Here is a 17,404-nt window from a genome sequence, read left to right as displayed (position 1 = left end):
AATGAAACAAGTACAAACAAAAAGGGATTGGAAAAAACTTGCATACGACGTAGTGGAAGAGAAGATGATTACGAAAGAAGATGCAATAGCGATATTAGAAGCTGATGATACAGAAGTTCTAGAAATTATGAATGCAGCTTACATCATTCGTCATCATCACTTTGGTAAGAAAGTAAAATTGAATATGATTATTAATACGAAATCTGGATTATGTCCTGAAGATTGTGGATATTGCTCACAGTCTATTATTTCAGAAGCACCGATTGATAAATATGCATGGTTAACGCAGGAGAAGATTGTAGAAGGGGCACATGAAGCAATACGCCGTAAAGCAGGTACATATTGTATTGTAGCGTCTGGTCGTCGTCCGACGGATAAAGAGGTAAATCACGTAATTGGAGCAGTTAAGGAAATTCGTGAAACGACAGACTTGAAGATTTGTTGTTGTTTAGGTTTCTTAAATGAAGATCAAGCAGGACGTTTAGCGGAAGCGGGCGTGCATCGTTATAACCACAACTTAAATACACATGAAAATAATTACGATAGTATTTGTTCAACTCATACGTATGATGATCGTGTTGATACAGTTCAAAAAGCGAAACAAGCGGGCATTTCTCCATGCTCTGGAGCGATTTTTGGTATGGGAGAAACAATTGAAGAGCGTGCTGAAATTGCATTTGAATTACAACGTATAGATGCAGATTCTATCCCTTGTAATTTCCTTGTTGCTGTAAAGGGAACACCTCTTGAAGGGCAAAAAGAGTTAACGCCAGTAGAATGTTTAAAAGTACTGGCAATGATGCGTTTTGTAAACCCGACAAAAGAAATTCGTATTTCAGGAGGACGTGAAATCAATTTACGTTCTGTACAGCCAATCGGTTTATTTGCAGCAAATTCTATTTTTGTCGGGGACTACTTAACGACAGCTGGACAAGAGCCGACTGCAGACTGGGGTATGATTGCAGATTTAGGATTTGAGATTGAAGAGTGTGCATTATAAGATAGATGAAAAAGCAAACTTGTAAAAGGGTTTGCTTTTTTTGTAAATAAAATGTAATAAATAGTTGTGAACGCCTGTTACTATTGGTTTTTGAACGAAAAAAAGAATTTTTGTGGACGAATTTTCCAAGCCCTAGTTGTACATAGTAAATATGTAATTTATATTGGGTTGGAGGATTTTACATGTACAAATACATATTAGCGATTATGACTTGTTTAATTTTAATAAAAGCAATAAGTTCTGATCCAGTTAAGGCTGCTGAAAATCCTGAACAAAAAGAGATGCAACAAAGAATCGAACAACACTTTCGAACGAAAGCTGAACATTTTGGATTGAAAACGGAAGGAAAAGATTTAAAGGAAGTTAGAAAAGAAATTACTATTATAGAAGAAGCGAAAAAAAGAGAGAATGTATGGAGAACAGCACAAGCTCTTCATATAAAAACAGAAGGAAAAACGATGAATGAATTAATAAAAGATGTACAAAAAAAGGTAAAAAAATAAAAAGAGGCCGAAGCCTCTTTTTTTATGCCCATTGTTTTGATAAGTGAGCCATTTCAATTGCAGCAACAGCTGATTCATATCCTTTATTACCAGCTTTCGTACCTGCGCGTTCAATCGCTTGTTCAATTGTTTCTGTCGTTAATACGCCGAAAATAACTGGGATGTCCATTTGTAGTGATAAAGACGCAACACCTTTTGCTACTTCATTACAAACGTAATCGTAGTGAGTTGTAGCACCTCGGATTACAGTACCTAATGTAATAACAGCATCATACTTTCCGCTACTAGCCATCTTTTTAGCGATTAAAGGAATTTCAAATGTACCAGGAACCCAAGCAACATCAATATCATTTTCTTCTACACCGTGACGCTTTAATCCGTCTAAAGCGCCGCCAAGTAACTTACTTGTAATAAATTCGTTAAAACGTCCAACAACAACTCCAACTTTTAATCCTGTACCAACTAAATGACCTTCGAATACCATAATAAATCTCTCCTTTAATTATAAGTTTAGTAAGTGTCCTAATTTGTTTACTTTCGTTTGTAAATACGATTTATTCTCTTCTTTTGCTGGCATTTGCAACGGTACACGCTCGACTACTTCTAAATCGTAACCTTGTAAGCCAGCAATTTTTCTTGGGTTATTCGTTAATAATCGTAAACTTTGTAAACCTAAATCTTTTAATATTTGTGCTCCGATACCGTAATCACGAAGATCAGCAGGGAAGCCGAGTTTTTCATTTGCTTCTACAGTATCGAATCCTTCTTCTTGTAATTTATAAGCACGAAGCTTATTAAGAAGCCCAATGCCTCTTCCTTCTTGTCTCATATAAAGAAGAACACCTTTTTTTTCACGCTCAATTTGAGCAAGTGCTGCATGGAGTTGTGGTCCGCAATCGCAGCGATGTGAACCGAATACATCTCCTGTTAAGCATTCAGAATGAACACGCACAAGTACCGGTTCACCTATTGAAATATCACCTTTTACAAGTGCGATATGTTCTTTCGTATCTAATGAGTTAGAATAGCCAATTGCGTGGAAAGTACCGAAATCTGTAGGTAATGTAATTTCCACCTCTCTCGTCACAAGTGTTTCATGATGGCGGCGGTAAGCAATTAAATCTTCTATTGTAATCATTTTTATATCAAATTGTTTTGCGCATTCTATTAAATCAGGTACACGTGCCATCGTGCCGTCCTCATTTATAATCTCGCAAATAACTCCAGCTGGTTCGGCACCGCATAGCTTCGCTAAATCAACAGCAGCTTCTGTATGACCTGCACGACGCAGGACACCGCCTTCTTTCGCAATTAATGGAAAGATATGTCCAGGTCGATTGAAATCAGCGCCTTTTGATGCGGGGTTTAACAATTCTTGTATCGTAGTTGCACGTTCGTGAGCGCTAATCCCTGTTGTTGTAGAAACATGGTCAATGCTCACTGTAAACGCAGTATGATGTGAATCTGTATTATGAGATACCATTGGTTCTAATTGTAGACGTTCTGCGTACCCTGCTGTAATCGGTACACAAACGAGACCACGGCCATGTGTAATCATAAAATTAATTGTTTCTGGTGTAATGTACTCTGCTAAAGCAATAAAATCGCCTTCATTTTCTCGGTTTTCATCATCACATACGATAACGACTTTACCTTGTTTTAAATCTTCTAGAGCTTCTTCAATACGATGAAACATTGTGCTTCCCCCTTATAGAAATCCGTTTTCTTGTAAAAAGCTTTCAGTCATTGAACCTACTCGTTTTGTAGGTTTAGTAATAAAGCGTTCGATATATTTACCAATCATGTCACACTCAATGTTTACGATATCTCCGGCATTTTTTTCTCCAATGACAGATTCGCTTACTGTGTGCGGGATGAGTGAAATCGTTATGGAAGATTCGTCTATATCAAATATCGTTAAACTCGTTCCATCAACAGCAATGGATCCTTTATGCAAACAATAGCGCAGCAGTTCATCAGAAATTGCTATTTTGTAATAGACGGCATTGTAATGTTGTTTTTTATTTAAAATCGTTCCGATGCCATCAATATGTCCTGAAACGAAATGTCCACCGAATCGTCCGTTTGCAGCCATTGCTCGCTCTAAATTTACTTTAGAGTGCGGTTTAAGCATGCGAAGTGATGTCGACTGCATCGTTTCAGGCATTGCATCAACTGTAAATGAAGTAGTTGTAAAGCTTGTTACAGTTAAGCAAATACCGTTAACCGCGATACTATCACCTAAGTGAACATCTGATAAAATTTTCTTTGCATGAATCGTTAATTTCATCGCTTCTCCACTTTGTTGCATGTTTGCTATCGTTCCTAATTCTTCTACAATTCCTGTAAACATTTTGTCACCTCGTTTCGGGCATTCGCAACGATTTTTATATCATCACCAATTTGTTTCATCTCTTGAATTTTCAAGGTAAGCGCATCTTGTAATTTTGAAAAACCATTTCCTCCAAATAAAGTAGGAGCATCTTTCCCACCAATTAATTTCGGGCTTATATAGGTTACAATTTCATTAAAATTGTTTGTTTTTAAGAAACTTGCATGAATCGATTGGCCACCTTCAACGAATAGAGAAAGAATTTGTTTTTCTCCAAGAAAGGAAAGAAGGTCCTCGATTTCTATATGCTTCGTTTCCATTTGGAATATAGCTATATTTTTAGATTCATAAGAAGATATCTTCTCTTTCTTTACATCCTTACCGACAATAATCCATGTCGGTGCTAAACCATCTGTTATAACATGAGAAGATGGTGGTGTTCGTAAATGGGTATCTAAAACAACGCGAATAGGATGTTTCCCACCATTTGGAATTCTTGTTGTTAAATGAGGATTATCAGCTATAACTGTATTCACTCCAACAAGAATTGCATCATGTATATGGCGATATTGGTGAACATCAGCACGTGCTTCTTCACCTGTAATCCACTTACTTTCACCAGTTACAGTTGCTGTTTTTCCATCTAAGCTCATCGCTGTTTTGATTGTTACAAAAGGGCGTTTCGTTTTCATGTAGTGAAAAAAGTAGCGATTTAATAAAACTACTTCTGCTTCAAGAACACCGGTAGTTACTTCAATTCTAGCTTCCTCTAATCTTCTTTTTCCGTTACCAGAAACGAGCGGATTACAATCGAGAGTAGCAATTACAACACGCTTAACTCCTTTTTCGATGAGCAATTCACAACAAGGTGGTGTTTTTCCAAAGTGGCTACACGGTTCCAGTGTTACATAAACGGTAGCGTCTTTGGCGTTCTGACCAGCCATTTGAAGGGCATGAACTTCTGCGTGTTCTTCACCAGCTCGTAAATGAGCCCCCATACCAACGATGTTTCCATCTTTTACAACAACAGCACCAACCATAGGATTTGGACTTGTTTGTCCTGATGTTCCTTCTGCTAACAGCAGGGCAATCCTCATATATTCTTGATCTGTCATTTTCTTCACCTCTCCTAAAAAAATCAAAAAACCCCAAGGATTTAATATCCTTGGGGTTTGGGAGACGTGATTTCTAGAAATATAGTTTGAATACGAAAGCATAGGAAAGAAACCTAACGATAATTGATATTTCTGCATAAGAAAAAAACCTAGCAAAATATCGAATTTTTAAACGCTAGTTGTCTCTTTTTATTTCAGTATAAAAAATAAGTATAGGAAATTAAACATATATAAAGAATCAAAATGAATCTTTAAAAATATGCATACTGAAATAAAAGTGTATTCACTATATAAAAAACTAGAAACATATCCTTCTCCCATCCAGACTATACTGTCGGCCCTAGAGTTTCACTAGATCCACCGTTTTCGAGTTGAAAACGGGTCACGGACTTAGAAGTTTTCACTTCATCACCGCCGGTTGGGAATTTCACCCGACCCCGAAGGATGCTGTTTGCTCAAATTATAGCACAAAAAAAATAAAAGGCTAGTAAAAAATATTCGAATGTGAAGAATTGTGTGAAAATATATGCAGGCTGGAATGGAAATAAAAGTATTAGAAATGTTGTAAGGAGAAGGGATATAACGGAGTTGCTAAAAAGAAAAAACATGCACAAAAAAATGTGCATGTCACATGTAAAATTATTCTGCCTCTGGTGCTCTAACAACAGACTCGAATTTACCTTTATGCGAAGCGTCGCAATAAGGCATATTTTTTGATAAACCACAACGGCATAAAGAAAATGCCGGTTTTGCTGGGAATACATTCCCTTGTGAGTCGATTAATTCCACGTCCCCTGTAACGCGAAAAGAGCCATTATCATTTACTTTAATTTGTACTTTTGCCAACGTTATCCCTCCTTCCCAAACGCTTAATTTCATCATATAATCAAGGGAAGTGCTTGGCAATATAAAGTGAAACTTTAATTAGTGGGGGAGGCATCCCCCACTAATTATTATTTGAACCAATCGGGCTTTTAGGGGTAGTTAATCTCCCGCCTAACTTCTTTGTTTCAGCCGAATTTTGAGGTGGGAGTTTTACTGCCCACAAATAGCGGGGAAAAAAGAGCGCTTTGTTTGAGAAAGAAGAGAGTGTTATAATAGTTTTCATAACTGACTAGAGTAAGGTGACGAGAGATGGATAAACAATTACATACATTACGAAACATTGCAAATGAGCGCACGTGGGCATCATTTTTGAATGATAATCATCCATATAGTTTGTTACATTGGTCCATTGCAGGTGTAGGGCAAGAGGTAAAGGATGTTTGGTTACTTCAAGATGAAGTAACATTTCAAACGACAGAATTTCCAACGTTAGATGATGCAATGCAATGGATTTCTGAAAATATGGAACAAGTTACAGACGTTTTAGCGCAATAAAAAAACAGGCTTATGCAAGCCTGTTTTTTGTTTCTTTCACATATGTGTTTAAAAATTGATCGATGGCTGCTTCGTACTCTTCTTTATTTTCATTATAAGAGCAAGCGTGTGCACCGTGTTCTGCAATATAAAGTTGCTTATTATTTTCTTTCGCTTCATATAACGCTTTTGTCATATCAGCTAAAATATAGTCGTCATCTTTACTATGAATAAAGAGAACGGGATTGTTAATGTTTTTTATACAGTCGATTGGTGAAACTTCACGAATTGTATAACCGTCACGAACTTTTAAAAATGCGTTTGCTAAAGGTAATAAAGGCCATTTTGGTAAATGGAATTCAACCTTTAAACGGTGCTGTAATTGTCCGTGAAAATCAGAGAAAGGACAATCTGCAATATAGAAATCAGCGCCATCTTCTACAAGTCCTGCGTATTGAAGAATTGTTGCGGCTCCCATAGATTCACCATGAATACCAAGTGTAATATTGGTTCCAAAACGGTTTTTTAGCCAGTCAACTACGGATTTCAAATCATGCTTTTCATAGTATCCATAGCTTGTTGTTTTTCCGCCAGTTTTACCATGACGACGATGATCGTAAATGAGGACATTATATCCCCTTTTTAAGAATAAGTTTGCATATTTTACAGAGTTTATTTTATTTACAGTTACACCGTGGCAAAAAACCATAAACTTATTGGAATGACCAGCAGGAATGTAATATCCGTGAAGGTCGTATCCGAATTGTGAAGGGATATGAATTTCTTCTTTATGAAGAGCATCAAAATCCTCTATACGAAAATGTTTTTTCGTTTCTCTTTCGAGTACTTCTTCCTCTGTTTTTTTCTTTAAGTACATCACTTTATTTGTAAAGAAAATCCCAAGGGCAGTTATTGCACCTAGTATAGTAAACAATGCTGCAAAAAAACGTTTCATACTTTACCTCATCCTCCAAATACCGTTACATGTGATACACTTATATTGTATCACAATGATATAAAAGGGGAGAAATAGGAAATGCTGCATATACAAAAAATTACGCCAGCGATGAAAGAAACAATCCGAATGTTCATGTGTAAGAACTGGGGAAGTTCATTGATGGTTTCACGTGGTAAGGGACATCAGTTAGAAGAGTTGCCAGGATTTGTTGCGCTCTCAGATGACAGAATAATCGGAATTATAACGTATGAAGTGACTGGAAATATGTGTGAAATTGTATCGCTAGATAGCTTTGAAGAAAGAAAAGGAATAGGGGACGAAACTTGTGGATTGTGTATTACAAGTTGCAGAAGAAGAGCGGTGCAGACAGGTTTGGCTTATTACAACAAATGATAATATGAATGCGTTACGATTTTACCAAAAACGTAATTTTGTAATGACTAATTTATATGTGAATGCGGTAGAGAAGGCACGAAAAATAAAGAAAGAAATTCCACGTATTGGATATGATAATATCCCAATTTTACATGAAATTCAGTTGGAGTATCATTTAGTCAAATGATGTAACAATTTTCAGAAATATGAGTTATTAATCTTGACGGATAGTGTAATTTAGGTTACCGTAAAATTGTAATCTATTACCATATTAAGGGGTGACGATGTGGCAACTATACGTGATGTTGCAAAATTGGCAGGTGTTTCAGTCGCAACCGTTTCACGAGTTATTAATGAAAAAGGATACGTTCATGAGGACACAGTAAAACAAGTAAAGGAAGCAATTGAAGAATTACGTTATAGGCCAAACAGTGCAGCGAAGCCACTATTTAAAGAGAATTCAACGATAATTGCATTACTTGTAGATAATTTATGTAACCAATCAAACATCACTTTGCTACATTGTATTGAGGAAATAGCATATAAAGAAGGCTATCAAATCATTATTTGTAATATAGAGAATAAAGATAGATACATACATATGCTGAAGCAAAATAACATTGCAGGTGTTATTTTGACGAGAGCAGTTTTTAAAAGTGTAGGAGAAATTCCATTTCCGTTTGTTGTGATCGATGAGCAACAATCACATAGAAATTATTATGAAAGTGGACAGAGAGCTGTTTCTTTATTAAAAGAGAAAGGGTGTCACTTTCTTGCTTATTTCGGTGAGGGAGAAGAAAGTGAAGAAATGGAAGATTATATAGCAGGGTTTTTAGACGCTGTTTGGGATGAAGGAATCTCTTATCGAGAAGAATGTGTACAAGGGTATACAAATAAACAATTTATTACATTATTGCAAAACAATCCGTATATAGATGGAATTGTAACCTCAAGTGATCAGATTGCTATTGAGTTAATTCGGTCAGCGAGATTTCTAAATATACATATACCAGATAAATTAAAAATTGTTGGACCTAATGGGAGCATAGAGTGTGAATGGATAGGTTCATCACTACCGGCAATTGAAAGCTATGTCAAAGATAATGGAAAATTAGCTTTTCAACAATTAAAAGGAAAAATAAAAAAGTAAAAGGTGCGTTTTATACGCACCTTTTTATAATGTAATTGCGGCAATAAAACCAAATATAAGTAACGGTATATTGTAATGTAGAAAAGTGGGTACACATGTATCCCATATATGATGGTGCTGACCATCAGCATTTAAACCGGATGTTGGTCCAAGGGTACTATCCGATGCTGGAGATCCTGCGTCACCTAGTGCTCCGGCTGTACCGATAATTGCAATTGTGGCCATTGGACTAAATCCAAGCTGAATGCAAAGAGGTACAAAAATGGTTGTTAAGATAGGGATGGTTGAAAAGGATGAACCAATTCCCATTGTAACGAGAAGTCCAATAACGAGCATAAGAAATGCAGCGAGTGGTTTGTTATTTCCGATTATATGTGCACTCGTTTGCACCAGAGATTCAACATGTCTTGTTTTTCGAAGAACAGCGCCGAATCCAGCGGCAGCAATCATAACAAAGCCAATAAAGGACATCATACGCATTCCGCTTGTTAATATCGCATCTGCTTCTTTAAGTGGTAGACTGCCACTAACCGATAAGACGATAATACCTGCTAAAGCACCGAAAATCATTGATTCTGTTGTTAATTGAACAGTTAATGTAGCAATGATAGATAATAACCCGAAAGTAATGCTACGTTTTGTATAGGGAACGATTTCATTTTCGGTAGTATGAATTTGTTCTGTTTCATACGTACGAGGTTTTCGGTACGTAATGAATACCGCTACACATAATCCAATAATCATACCAATTGCTGGAATAGTCATTGCTTTTGGAATAAGTGTGACATCAAATGTAAGGCCGCTTTGCGCAGCGTTGGTTTGTAATACGTCATGATAAATTTTTCCGAATCCTGCAGGGATCCACATATAAGGAGTAATCAATCCAAATGTAATAATACATGTGACAAGTCTGCGATCCACTTTCAGCTCATTTAATACTTTTAAAAGTGCTGGAATTAAGATGGGGATGAAAGCAATGTGAACAGGAATCACATTTTGTGAGAAACAAGCCATCGTTAAAATAATGAATAAAATAAGTATTTTAGAATAAACTTGTTTTTTCGTGTCTTGTTCATTGCCAATCCATTTTAATGCAGTTTGAATCATAGCATCTGGAAGTCCTGTTTTGGAAAGGGAAATAGCGAAACCACCAAGCATTGCATAACTTAAAGCGATTGGAGCACTGTTTCCAAGACCAGTTGTAAAAGTGTTAATCGTTTCTGAAATACCGAGTCCGCCGATAATTCCGCCTGTTAAAGCTCCAACAATGATGGCGACAATGACCTGGACACGTAACAAACTAAGCAATAGCATAATTGCTACTGCGACGAGTACAGCGTTCATAATAAATGTAATCTCCCTAAATTTTTATTCTGTTAAGACAAGTAAATATGAAACATTTTGCTATGTTTATACATACTTGCGACATATTATTATAAAATGTTTTCTATGAAATGTAAAAGAGCCTTTTGTTACTAATGCTGAAAAGCTAGCTCTTGTTTAATTGATTGCAAAGAATTAGCGAATAATTCTGGTTCTTCTAAATCAGGAGAATGTGCTGAATTTGGGAACCAAATCATCTTTTTTATAGGCGCTTCAATAATATCGCAATATTCCTGAACGAGTGCATAAGGAGTTTGATAATCATAGCGACCAGAACAAAAATAAACTGGAATAGATAAACTTGAGATAGAAGAAAAGAAATCGATTGTCAGCATTTCTTCCCATAAAACGCCAGATTTTAAATTTCCTGCGAGAAACTTGAACCAATCTAATAGCGTATACTCAGGAGAAAAGAAACCTTTTCGTATGAAAGAAAAGGAAGATCCGTTTTGGATTGCGCCTCCAAATGTGCCAAGCCACTTTCTTTGAATAATGAGACGTCTCGTATCTAAAAATGGTGGTTTGCCTAATTTTAAAAGGGAAGCTAATGCTTTTTTATGATCATGTTTTTTTGCAGAATGAATTAAATGTTGATATAGCAATTCTTCATTTTGTTTCATATGTACAATTTGCCCAATACCGATGTAAGCCTCGATATACTTTGGATATTGATGTGCTATGTTAAGCCCAATAATACTTCCCCAAGAATGACCAGCGAGAAATAGTTTTTGTTTGTTGAACCTTTTAAGTACATATTGAATCACTTCTTTTGCATCGGAAACGAATTGTTCGATTGTGAAATTTGCTCCGAAATCTTTCATTGAAAAGGATTTACCAGCCCCGCGCTGATCCCAATTAATAACAATAAATTGCTTCTCTAATTCTTTTTGAAAATGGCGAATAAATCCGATTTGTGCCATCCCAGGTCCGCCGTGACAGCATAATAAAATAGGTTGCTCTACGTTTTGTCCACGCATAAGGAGAGTTTGTTTTCGATTATTAATCATAACGCTTTCTATCGTAGCGATACTATTAGGAATGAGTTGTTTGTTTTCGTTATAGAACTGAGGGGTGTAGCTACGAAAAAGCATATTGAAAACCTCCTTTTGTGAAATCGTATGAATCGCACAGGCTATTCATTTTGCATATACTGTTAGAAAATCATTGTAACATACCATACTAGTGTCATTTCAACACGGGAGGAGGGAAATTGTGACGATTGGAGAAATTATAGATGGTTTAAATAGACGTGAATCCATCGCTATTATAGCAAAACGTCTTGAAATAAGCCCGTATACATTATCGAAGAAATTAAGATTGATTGGATACGAATATGATGGAGAGCAGAAGAAACGTATTTTTGTAGGAGATGGAGAAGAACCACGTCACTTACAACTCCAAGAAGCGACCGCCCTTCAATATGAGAAAACAGATTATCAATTATTAATTTACGAGCAATTACAAAGCATTTATGAGTTACTAAGAAAAAGAGGCGAAGTAATTGCACCAATTATGAGTAAGAGTACAGAGAAAAAGAGACGAACCTTTTCTATTAATACAGAAATATTAGCAAGATTGGACCTTATATCAGAATCGAAAGGAATTCAAAAGTCTAAACTTGTAGAAGAGGCGTTGCACCAATTTTTACAGCAATATGAAGTTGACAAAACATCACATTTTGATAACTAAAAAAAGGATACTATGTTCATTGGAAGAACGAGTATCCTTTTTATGATGTATATTACGTATAAAATAGAGGATTAGTACAAATCCTTTATGGCGTGAAAAATGAAATTTATTATTAGAGAAACACTTAATTTACTTTTTGAATTCTTCCATCAATAACTGGCTGAATTGGTTCTTTTAATTGTTTTACGTAATCGACTAACGCTTCAAAGTCGTTTGGACCAGTTTCTGCATTTTTACCATTTTTAAATGATACGAATCCGTCACCGCCAGAAGCTAAGAAGGCATTTGCAACTACGCTATACGTTTTAGATGGAGATAATTCTTCTCCGTTTGTTAAACGTATATTTGTAACTTTTTCACCGTTTGTTTTATTTGCATCCCACGTATATTGAATACCTGAAATTTGAAGCATTCTTGTTGTTCCTTTTTGCCATTGCTGATTTAAAATATCGCGAATGTCTTGACCTGTTAAATCTACTTTAATCAATTGATTTCCAAAAGGTTGAATGCCGTATAACTCACCCCACGTAATATCACCAGCATCTAAGTCATTACGAATGCCACCAGGATTCATGAGGGCGATTTGAGTTTGCATCGTTTGACGCTGAGCATCGGCAACTAAATTTCCAAGAGTGGACTCACCAGCATCATTTTGTTTACGGTCGATAGGTGCTGTAGATTTTCCGACCACTTCATTTACAAGTGGTGCGATTTTTTCTTTATATTGATCTAGTTTTTTCTTTACTTGTTTATCAGGTTCTACACCTTCATGATACGTTGTAACAACTTCAGCTTTTTTCTTTACAATATCCTTTGTTTTACGATCAATTGTTACATCCACGTCTGAGAAAGCCGTTCCGTATGAATTTGCTTGGACAATTAGTTTATTATTTACTGTACCATTTACATACGTATGACTATGTCCACCGAAAATAACATCAACTTCTGGGTCTGTTTCATTTGCAATTCGAGTAAGATCGCCATTTGTTACCCCAGACTCATCGGTTGTTCCACCGACATGAGCAAGAACGACGATCGATTTAACGCCGAGGCGTTTTAATTGTTGTGTTGATTTATTAATTGCTTCTACTTCATCAGTAATTTGTACATTTTTAAGCATCGTAGGCATAACAACATTTGGTGTATCAGTTGTAACAACACCAATGAATCCAACAGGAACACCATCTACCATTTTTACAGTAAATGGTGGTAAAAATAAGCGGCCAGTTGATTTGTTATAGAAGTTAGCAGCTACATAGGGGAAGTTAGCCCCTTTGAAATTCCTTGTTTTTTCATGATATCCACCGTAAATGAGGCGTTTCATTTCATCAATGCCTTCATCAAATTCATGGTTTCCGATTGTACCAACATCAAATTTTAAATCATTTAAAAATTCAATCGTTGGTTCATCTTGTAATAATGCTGAAACTGGTGGACTAGCTCCGACGATATCACCAGCATGTACGAGAAGTGTATTAGGGTTTTGTTTTTTACGTTCTTTTAAATAAGTAGCTAAGTAATCAGCGCCACCAGCTTCTTTATTATTGATTTTTTTAACAGTATCTAGTTGTCCATGGAGATCATTAATACCAAGCATTTGTACGTCTATGTAGCGGTTTTGTTCAGCTGGATTCTGAGATGGGGGAGCGGCAAATACGCTTGAAAAAGTAATAGTGCTTAAAACAGCAACGGCAGGAATAATTTTTTTCCACATAATATAATTCTCCTCTTTTTATAATCTGACATCATACGACATAATTTTAATAGATTCATAGGATTATAGCTACATAAAAATTTAGTCTTTTCGAAAAATTAATATATTTACAAAAAGTGAATAATAGAGTAAAGACCCTTTTTTATTGTCGATTTCATCGTGTATCTACTATAATGGAGAAAAAAGTAAAAGGTGAGTAGCATGAAGAAAAAGAAACAAAGACAAATGCAAAGACAATCGCAAGTGAATCAACCAAAGAAAGAAACACTTACATTAGGCGATCAATTAAATGATTCACTCATGCAACAATTAAAGAGTAAGAAGAAAGAGTTGCAAGTGAGGGAAGAGGAAAAAGAGGCAGCTGAACTGGAAAGAAAGCGCCAAGAACAAAAAGAACGTGAAAAGAATAAATCATTTGAAGAACTGCTAAGTGAAAGTAACCTTACTTGGAAAGACTTTAAATAATAAAAAAATGATCAGTGAAATACCACTGGTCATTTTTTGACGAGCTTGTAAGAAAAGGGGAGTTAGAATGAGAAAAATTGTCGTTGTTCCACATGAAAACCATTGGAGTGAAAAATTTCAAATGGAGGCTAAAAGATTAAAATCAGCGATGCCAGAAACGGTAAAAATTCATCATATTGGAAGTACGTCAGTTCCCGGACTGGCAGCTAAACCTATTATTGATATGATCATGGAAGTAGAAAATATCGAAAGAGTAGATGGGTGGAATGAACGATTTATAGAGCTTGGTTACATCGTAAAAGGGGAAAATGGTATTTCAAGACGCCGATATTTTATTCATGGAACTGAAGAAAAACGCTCGTATCATTTACACGTGTTTGAAAAAGGAAATCCAGAGATAGTAAGGCATTTAGCATTTCGTGATTATATGATGGCTCATTGTGAAGAAGCAGAGGCATATGCAACCTTAAAGAAAGAATTAGCCGAAAAGTATACATATGATGGCGCGTTATATACGGAAGGAAAAAATGAGTTTGTGCGCAATGTGGATGAAAAAGCGAAAGAATGGAGAAAAAATAACGTGAATGAATGAGTTCACGCTATTTTTTAGCTATATAAAAGTGTTATGTAAACTGTACGTATGTTTTGACTTTTGGGATGAATCTTGTTGAAATAAAATTGTGGCTTATAAAAAATGTAACAATGAAAGGGAGACGACTGTGCATATTCCAACAACTACACTTCATAATGGCGTGAAAATGCCGATGATTGGTCTAGGCGTATATAAAGCGAAAGAAGGAGACGAAGTAAAGCAAGCAGTAAAAACAGCGTTAGAAGTTGGATACCGTTCGATTGATACAGCAACTGTATATGAAAATGAAAGCGGTGTCGGAGAGGCGATACGTGAATCAGGAATTCCAAGAGAAGATATATTTATTACAACAAAAGTATGGAACGACGATCAAGGATATGAGGAGACACTCGAGGCGTTTGAAAAGAGTTTGAAAAAATTACAAATGGACTATGTAGATTTATATTTAATACATTGGCCGGTAAGAGGGAAGTATGTTGATACGTACCGAGCTTTAGAGAAATTGTATGAAGAAGGTAAAGTGCGTGCGATTGGTGTTTCTAATTTTCATAAACATCATTTAGAACTATTATTACCAAATTGCAAAGTGAAGCCGATGGTAAACCAAGTGGAACTTCATCCGATGTTGACGCAATTTGAGTTGCGTAATTTCTGTCAAGGTGAGCAGATTCAAATGGAAGCATGGAGTCCATTAATGAGAGGCGGAGAAGTATTTCAGCACCCGATTATTCAGGCTATTGCTACTAAATATGAAAAAACACCTGCGCAAGTTATATTAAGGTGGGATATTCAAAGCGGGATTGTGACGATTCCTAAATCTGTTACACCATCTCGCATTAAAGAAAACTTTACTATTTTTGATTTTGCACTAAATGAAGAAGAGATACGTCAAATTAACACGTTGAATCGTGATTTACATGTAGGAACGAATCCTGATAAATATGATACGTTATAAAAAAGACTGTCTCCTAATACTGGAGGCAGTCTTCTGTTTTATCGGTAATTTGATATTTTTAACGATGCAAAGCATATGTGTCATATTTAACAATCTTTTGAAGTTGTATATATTCTTCTTTTGTTAAAGGTAACTGTTGGCTAGCTCGTATATTTTCCTGTAATTGTTGAAGAGAGCTTGCACCAGGTATAACAGCTGCAACAGTCTTATTATGTAAGCAATATTGAATAGCTGTTCCTGTTAAAGAGCGTTCTCCAATCATTTCTTTTACACTTGCTAGAGTTGCATGTAATTCATCGTAAGAATAAGAGAGATAATCCTTTTCCTTTACTCTTTCTATCTTTCTTGCATTATTGTCAGTTAAAATTCCTTTTGCAAGTGGCCCGCGGGCAATGACGCTAATTTGGTGTTCATTTAGAAGGGGGAACCATTCTTCTGGACGACGATTTAAAAGGTTATATTCCATTAGTACACTAACGATGTTTGAGCGTTTTGCATATTCACGAACGACATTTGGGCGTATAGAAGAAATACCGTAATGGCGAATAATACCTTCCTTTTTCAATTCTTCAAAAGCTTCAATTGTTTCATCTATTGGATCTTCAATTGTTCCGCCATGAAGTTGGTAAAGGTCAATATAATCAGTTTGAAGTCTACGTAAACTTTCCTTTACTTCAGTCTTTATGTAAGCTTTAGAAGGATCCCAAGACCAGCCATTTTTTTCTTCTGTCCAACGATTTCCAACCTTTGTTGTAAGTACAATTTGGTCTCTTCTTCCCTTCAAGGCTTTTCCAACAAATTCTTCATTTAATCCGTAATCATATAAATCTGCTGTATCAAAAAAATTAATTCCTAAATCGATAGCTTCATCGATAATATGCATAGCTTCTGTTTCAGATGTACCGAGAGACATACAGCCAAGGCCCATTTCTGTAATAAACAAATCTGAGTTTCCTAATTGACGTTTTTTCATAGGTCAACCTCCTTACCTTTATTGTACGAGAGGGAAAAGAGGTTGACAAACGTTTACTTTCCGCTTCGCATTAACTGCCCGTAAAAGCATGATTAATGTTTCACTTTATTTGCTGTAATCCACTCTTGTACAGTTGTATACTCTTTGCTATATTGCTTTAGCTTATGGCGAATTTGCCATGCTTTTCCGACTAAAGTGACGCGATTTGGTAAAATATAAACTTTCATTTCTATCACGCTCCTTTCAATGTGGTAAAATGTATGAGGAAAGAATAGGAAATAGAACAGGGAGATGAAGTAGTATGAGTAATCTTGCAGAGAGAACAGTAAAAACTGAGCCAATTTTTGATGGTAGAGTTATAAAAGTTCGTGTTGATGATGTAGTATTACCAAATGGAGCAATGAGTAAACGTGAAATTGTAAATCACCCTGGTGCAGTTGCTATTATTGCTATTACTGATGAGGGGAAAATTGTGCTTGTTGAGCAGTATCGTAAAGCACTTGAAAAGGCGATTATAGAAATTCCGGCTGGCAAGTTAGAACCTGGTGAAAAACCTGAGGTAACAGCAGTTCGTGAATTAGAAGAGGAAACAGGATATGTATGTGAAAATATGGAGCTCATTACTTCTTTCTATACATCTCCAGGATTCGCAGATGAAATTTTATATGTATATAAAGCGACAGGTTTGACAAGAAAAGAAAATAAAGCTGAGTTAGATGAAGATGAGTTTGTGGAATTAATGGAAGTATCGTTAGAAGAAGCGATTACTCTTATGAAAGATCTTCGTATTCATGATGCGAAGACGATGTTTGCAGTACAATATTTACAACTACAAAAATAA

The 17,404-nt window shown here is 35.9% G+C and carries 20 protein-coding genes, 1 pseudogene and 1 riboswitch; of the genes and pseudogenes, 10 read left to right on the top strand and 11 right to left on the bottom strand.

Annotated elements, in window-relative coordinates; translation table 11 throughout:
* The first annotated feature begins 1 nt into the window (after position 1).
* Positions 2-1,000: a biotin synthase gene (bioB, locus tag ACQRBL_RS20475; protein ID WP_000815858.1), complete on the top strand. Its 999-nt coding sequence runs from the start codon at positions 2-4 to the stop codon at positions 998-1,000.
* A gap of 182 nt (positions 1,001-1,182) precedes the next feature.
* A complete protein-coding gene (locus ACQRBL_RS20470; protein WP_000280032.1) occupies positions 1,183-1,503 on the top strand; it encodes a hypothetical protein in 321 nt (106 codons plus the stop codon).
* A 22-nt stretch (positions 1,504-1,525) separates the two neighbouring features.
* On the opposite strand, the gene ribH is transcribed toward ACQRBL_RS20470, so the two are convergent.
* From ribH to ACQRBL_RS20445, 5 genes are all read right to left on the bottom strand, one after another.
* Positions 1,526-1,987 carry a 6,7-dimethyl-8-ribityllumazine synthase gene (gene ribH, locus ACQRBL_RS20465; protein ID WP_044784458.1) on the bottom strand — a complete coding sequence of 154 codons (462 nt, stop codon included), beginning with the start codon at positions 1,985-1,987 and terminating at the stop codon, positions 1,526-1,528.
* An 18-nt stretch (positions 1,988-2,005) separates the two neighbouring features.
* A complete protein-coding gene (gene ribBA, locus ACQRBL_RS20460) occupies positions 2,006-3,199 on the bottom strand; it encodes a bifunctional 3,4-dihydroxy-2-butanone 4-phosphate synthase/GTP cyclohydrolase II (RefSeq protein ID WP_097920364.1) in 1,194 nt (397 codons plus the stop codon).
* A gap of 12 nt (positions 3,200-3,211) precedes the next feature.
* Positions 3,212-3,856, bottom strand: a complete 645-nt coding sequence (ribE, locus tag ACQRBL_RS20455) for a riboflavin synthase subunit alpha (RefSeq protein ID WP_000493907.1) — start codon at positions 3,854-3,856, stop codon at positions 3,212-3,214.
* The gene (ribD, locus tag ACQRBL_RS20450) at positions 3,838-4,950 is read right to left on the bottom strand and encodes a bifunctional diaminohydroxyphosphoribosylaminopyrimidine deaminase/5-amino-6-(5-phosphoribosylamino)uracil reductase RibD (protein WP_411995611.1); all 1,113 of its coding nucleotides are present in this window, start codon (positions 4,948-4,950) and stop codon (positions 3,838-3,840) included. The genes ribE and ribD overlap by 19 nt, the downstream gene beginning before the upstream one ends.
* A gap of 305 nt (positions 4,951-5,255) precedes the next feature.
* Positions 5,256-5,399, bottom strand: a riboswitch (FMN riboswitch).
* A gap of 190 nt (positions 5,400-5,589) precedes the next feature.
* Complete coding sequence (locus ACQRBL_RS20445; protein WP_001151578.1) at positions 5,590-5,796, bottom strand: CDGSH iron-sulfur domain-containing protein; 207 nt, start codon at positions 5,794-5,796, stop codon at positions 5,590-5,592.
* A 288-nt stretch (positions 5,797-6,084) separates the two neighbouring features.
* Between ACQRBL_RS20445 and ACQRBL_RS20440 the strand changes: the two genes are divergently transcribed.
* Complete coding sequence (locus ACQRBL_RS20440; protein ID WP_000360796.1) at positions 6,085-6,330, top strand: DUF2552 family protein; 246 nt, start codon at positions 6,085-6,087, stop codon at positions 6,328-6,330.
* A gap of 10 nt (positions 6,331-6,340) precedes the next feature.
* On the opposite strand, the gene ACQRBL_RS20435 is transcribed toward ACQRBL_RS20440, so the two are convergent.
* Complete coding sequence (locus ACQRBL_RS20435; RefSeq protein ID WP_000819228.1) at positions 6,341-7,264, bottom strand: alpha/beta hydrolase; 924 nt, start codon at positions 7,262-7,264, stop codon at positions 6,341-6,343.
* A gap of 81 nt (positions 7,265-7,345) precedes the next feature.
* Here ACQRBL_RS20435 and ACQRBL_RS20430 point away from each other — a divergent pair.
* Both ACQRBL_RS20430 and ACQRBL_RS20425 read left to right on the top strand, forming a co-directional pair.
* Positions 7,346-7,829: pseudogene (locus ACQRBL_RS20430) on the top strand (GNAT family N-acetyltransferase).
* A 99-nt stretch (positions 7,830-7,928) separates the two neighbouring features.
* Positions 7,929-8,792: a LacI family DNA-binding transcriptional regulator gene (locus ACQRBL_RS20425; RefSeq protein ID WP_023522965.1), complete on the top strand. Its 864-nt coding sequence runs from the start codon at positions 7,929-7,931 to the stop codon at positions 8,790-8,792.
* Between the two features lie 24 nt (positions 8,793-8,816).
* Here ACQRBL_RS20425 and ACQRBL_RS20420 read toward each other — a convergent pair whose 3' ends face one another.
* On the bottom strand, positions 8,817-10,136 hold the full coding sequence (locus ACQRBL_RS20420; protein WP_411995610.1) for a Na+/H+ antiporter family protein: 1,320 nt from the start codon (positions 10,134-10,136) through the stop codon (positions 8,817-8,819).
* Between the two features lie 131 nt (positions 10,137-10,267).
* Positions 10,268-11,266 carry an alpha/beta fold hydrolase gene (locus tag ACQRBL_RS20415; protein WP_000898973.1) on the bottom strand — a complete coding sequence of 333 codons (999 nt, stop codon included), beginning with the start codon at positions 11,264-11,266 and terminating at the stop codon, positions 10,268-10,270.
* Between the two features lie 121 nt (positions 11,267-11,387).
* Here ACQRBL_RS20415 and ACQRBL_RS20410 point away from each other — a divergent pair, with 121 nt between their 5' ends.
* Complete coding sequence (locus ACQRBL_RS20410; RefSeq protein WP_000151932.1) at positions 11,388-11,864, top strand: ribbon-helix-helix domain-containing protein; 477 nt, start codon at positions 11,388-11,390, stop codon at positions 11,862-11,864.
* Between the two features lie 124 nt (positions 11,865-11,988).
* On the opposite strand, the gene ACQRBL_RS20405 is transcribed toward ACQRBL_RS20410, so the two are convergent.
* The gene (locus ACQRBL_RS20405; RefSeq protein WP_411995609.1) at positions 11,989-13,578 is read right to left on the bottom strand and encodes a bifunctional metallophosphatase/5'-nucleotidase; all 1,590 of its coding nucleotides are present in this window, start codon (positions 13,576-13,578) and stop codon (positions 11,989-11,991) included.
* Between the two features lie 201 nt (positions 13,579-13,779).
* On the opposite strand from ACQRBL_RS20405, the gene ACQRBL_RS20400 reads away from it, so the two are divergent.
* The 3 genes from ACQRBL_RS20400 (at position 13,780) to ACQRBL_RS20390 (ending at position 15,590) form a co-directional block, all read left to right on the top strand.
* Positions 13,780-14,043, top strand: a complete 264-nt coding sequence (locus tag ACQRBL_RS20400) for a YqkE family protein (protein WP_000727561.1) — start codon at positions 13,780-13,782, stop codon at positions 14,041-14,043.
* A 67-nt stretch (positions 14,044-14,110) separates the two neighbouring features.
* A complete protein-coding gene (locus ACQRBL_RS20395; RefSeq protein WP_001227186.1) occupies positions 14,111-14,635 on the top strand; it encodes a GrpB family protein in 525 nt (174 codons plus the stop codon).
* Between the two features lie 127 nt (positions 14,636-14,762).
* Entirely contained in the window at positions 14,763-15,590 is an 828-nt protein-coding gene (locus ACQRBL_RS20390) for an aldo/keto reductase (RefSeq protein ID WP_000547989.1), read from the top strand.
* A gap of 58 nt (positions 15,591-15,648) precedes the next feature.
* On the opposite strand, the gene ACQRBL_RS20385 is transcribed toward ACQRBL_RS20390, so the two are convergent.
* Together ACQRBL_RS20385 and mciZ are read right to left on the bottom strand one after the other, a co-directional pair.
* Positions 15,649-16,563 carry an aldo/keto reductase gene (locus tag ACQRBL_RS20385; protein WP_000747184.1) on the bottom strand — a complete coding sequence of 305 codons (915 nt, stop codon included), beginning with the start codon at positions 16,561-16,563 and terminating at the stop codon, positions 15,649-15,651.
* 92 nt (positions 16,564-16,655) lie between these two features.
* On the bottom strand, positions 16,656-16,790 hold the full coding sequence (gene mciZ / locus ACQRBL_RS20380) for a Z-ring formation inhibitor MciZ (RefSeq protein WP_000870302.1): 135 nt from the start codon (positions 16,788-16,790) through the stop codon (positions 16,656-16,658).
* 74 nt (positions 16,791-16,864) lie between these two features.
* Between mciZ and ACQRBL_RS20375 the strand changes: the two genes are divergently transcribed.
* Positions 16,865-17,404: an NUDIX hydrolase gene (locus ACQRBL_RS20375; protein ID WP_000067042.1), complete on the top strand. Its 540-nt coding sequence runs from the start codon at positions 16,865-16,867 to the stop codon at positions 17,402-17,404.

The sequence above is a fragment of the Bacillus sp. AF62 genome (genome assembly GCF_050312695.1).
In the GTDB taxonomy this organism is placed as follows: Bacteria; Bacillota; Bacilli; order Bacillales; family Bacillaceae_G; genus Bacillus_A; species Bacillus_A cereus.
This window is presented reverse-complemented; position numbering and strand designations above follow the sequence as displayed.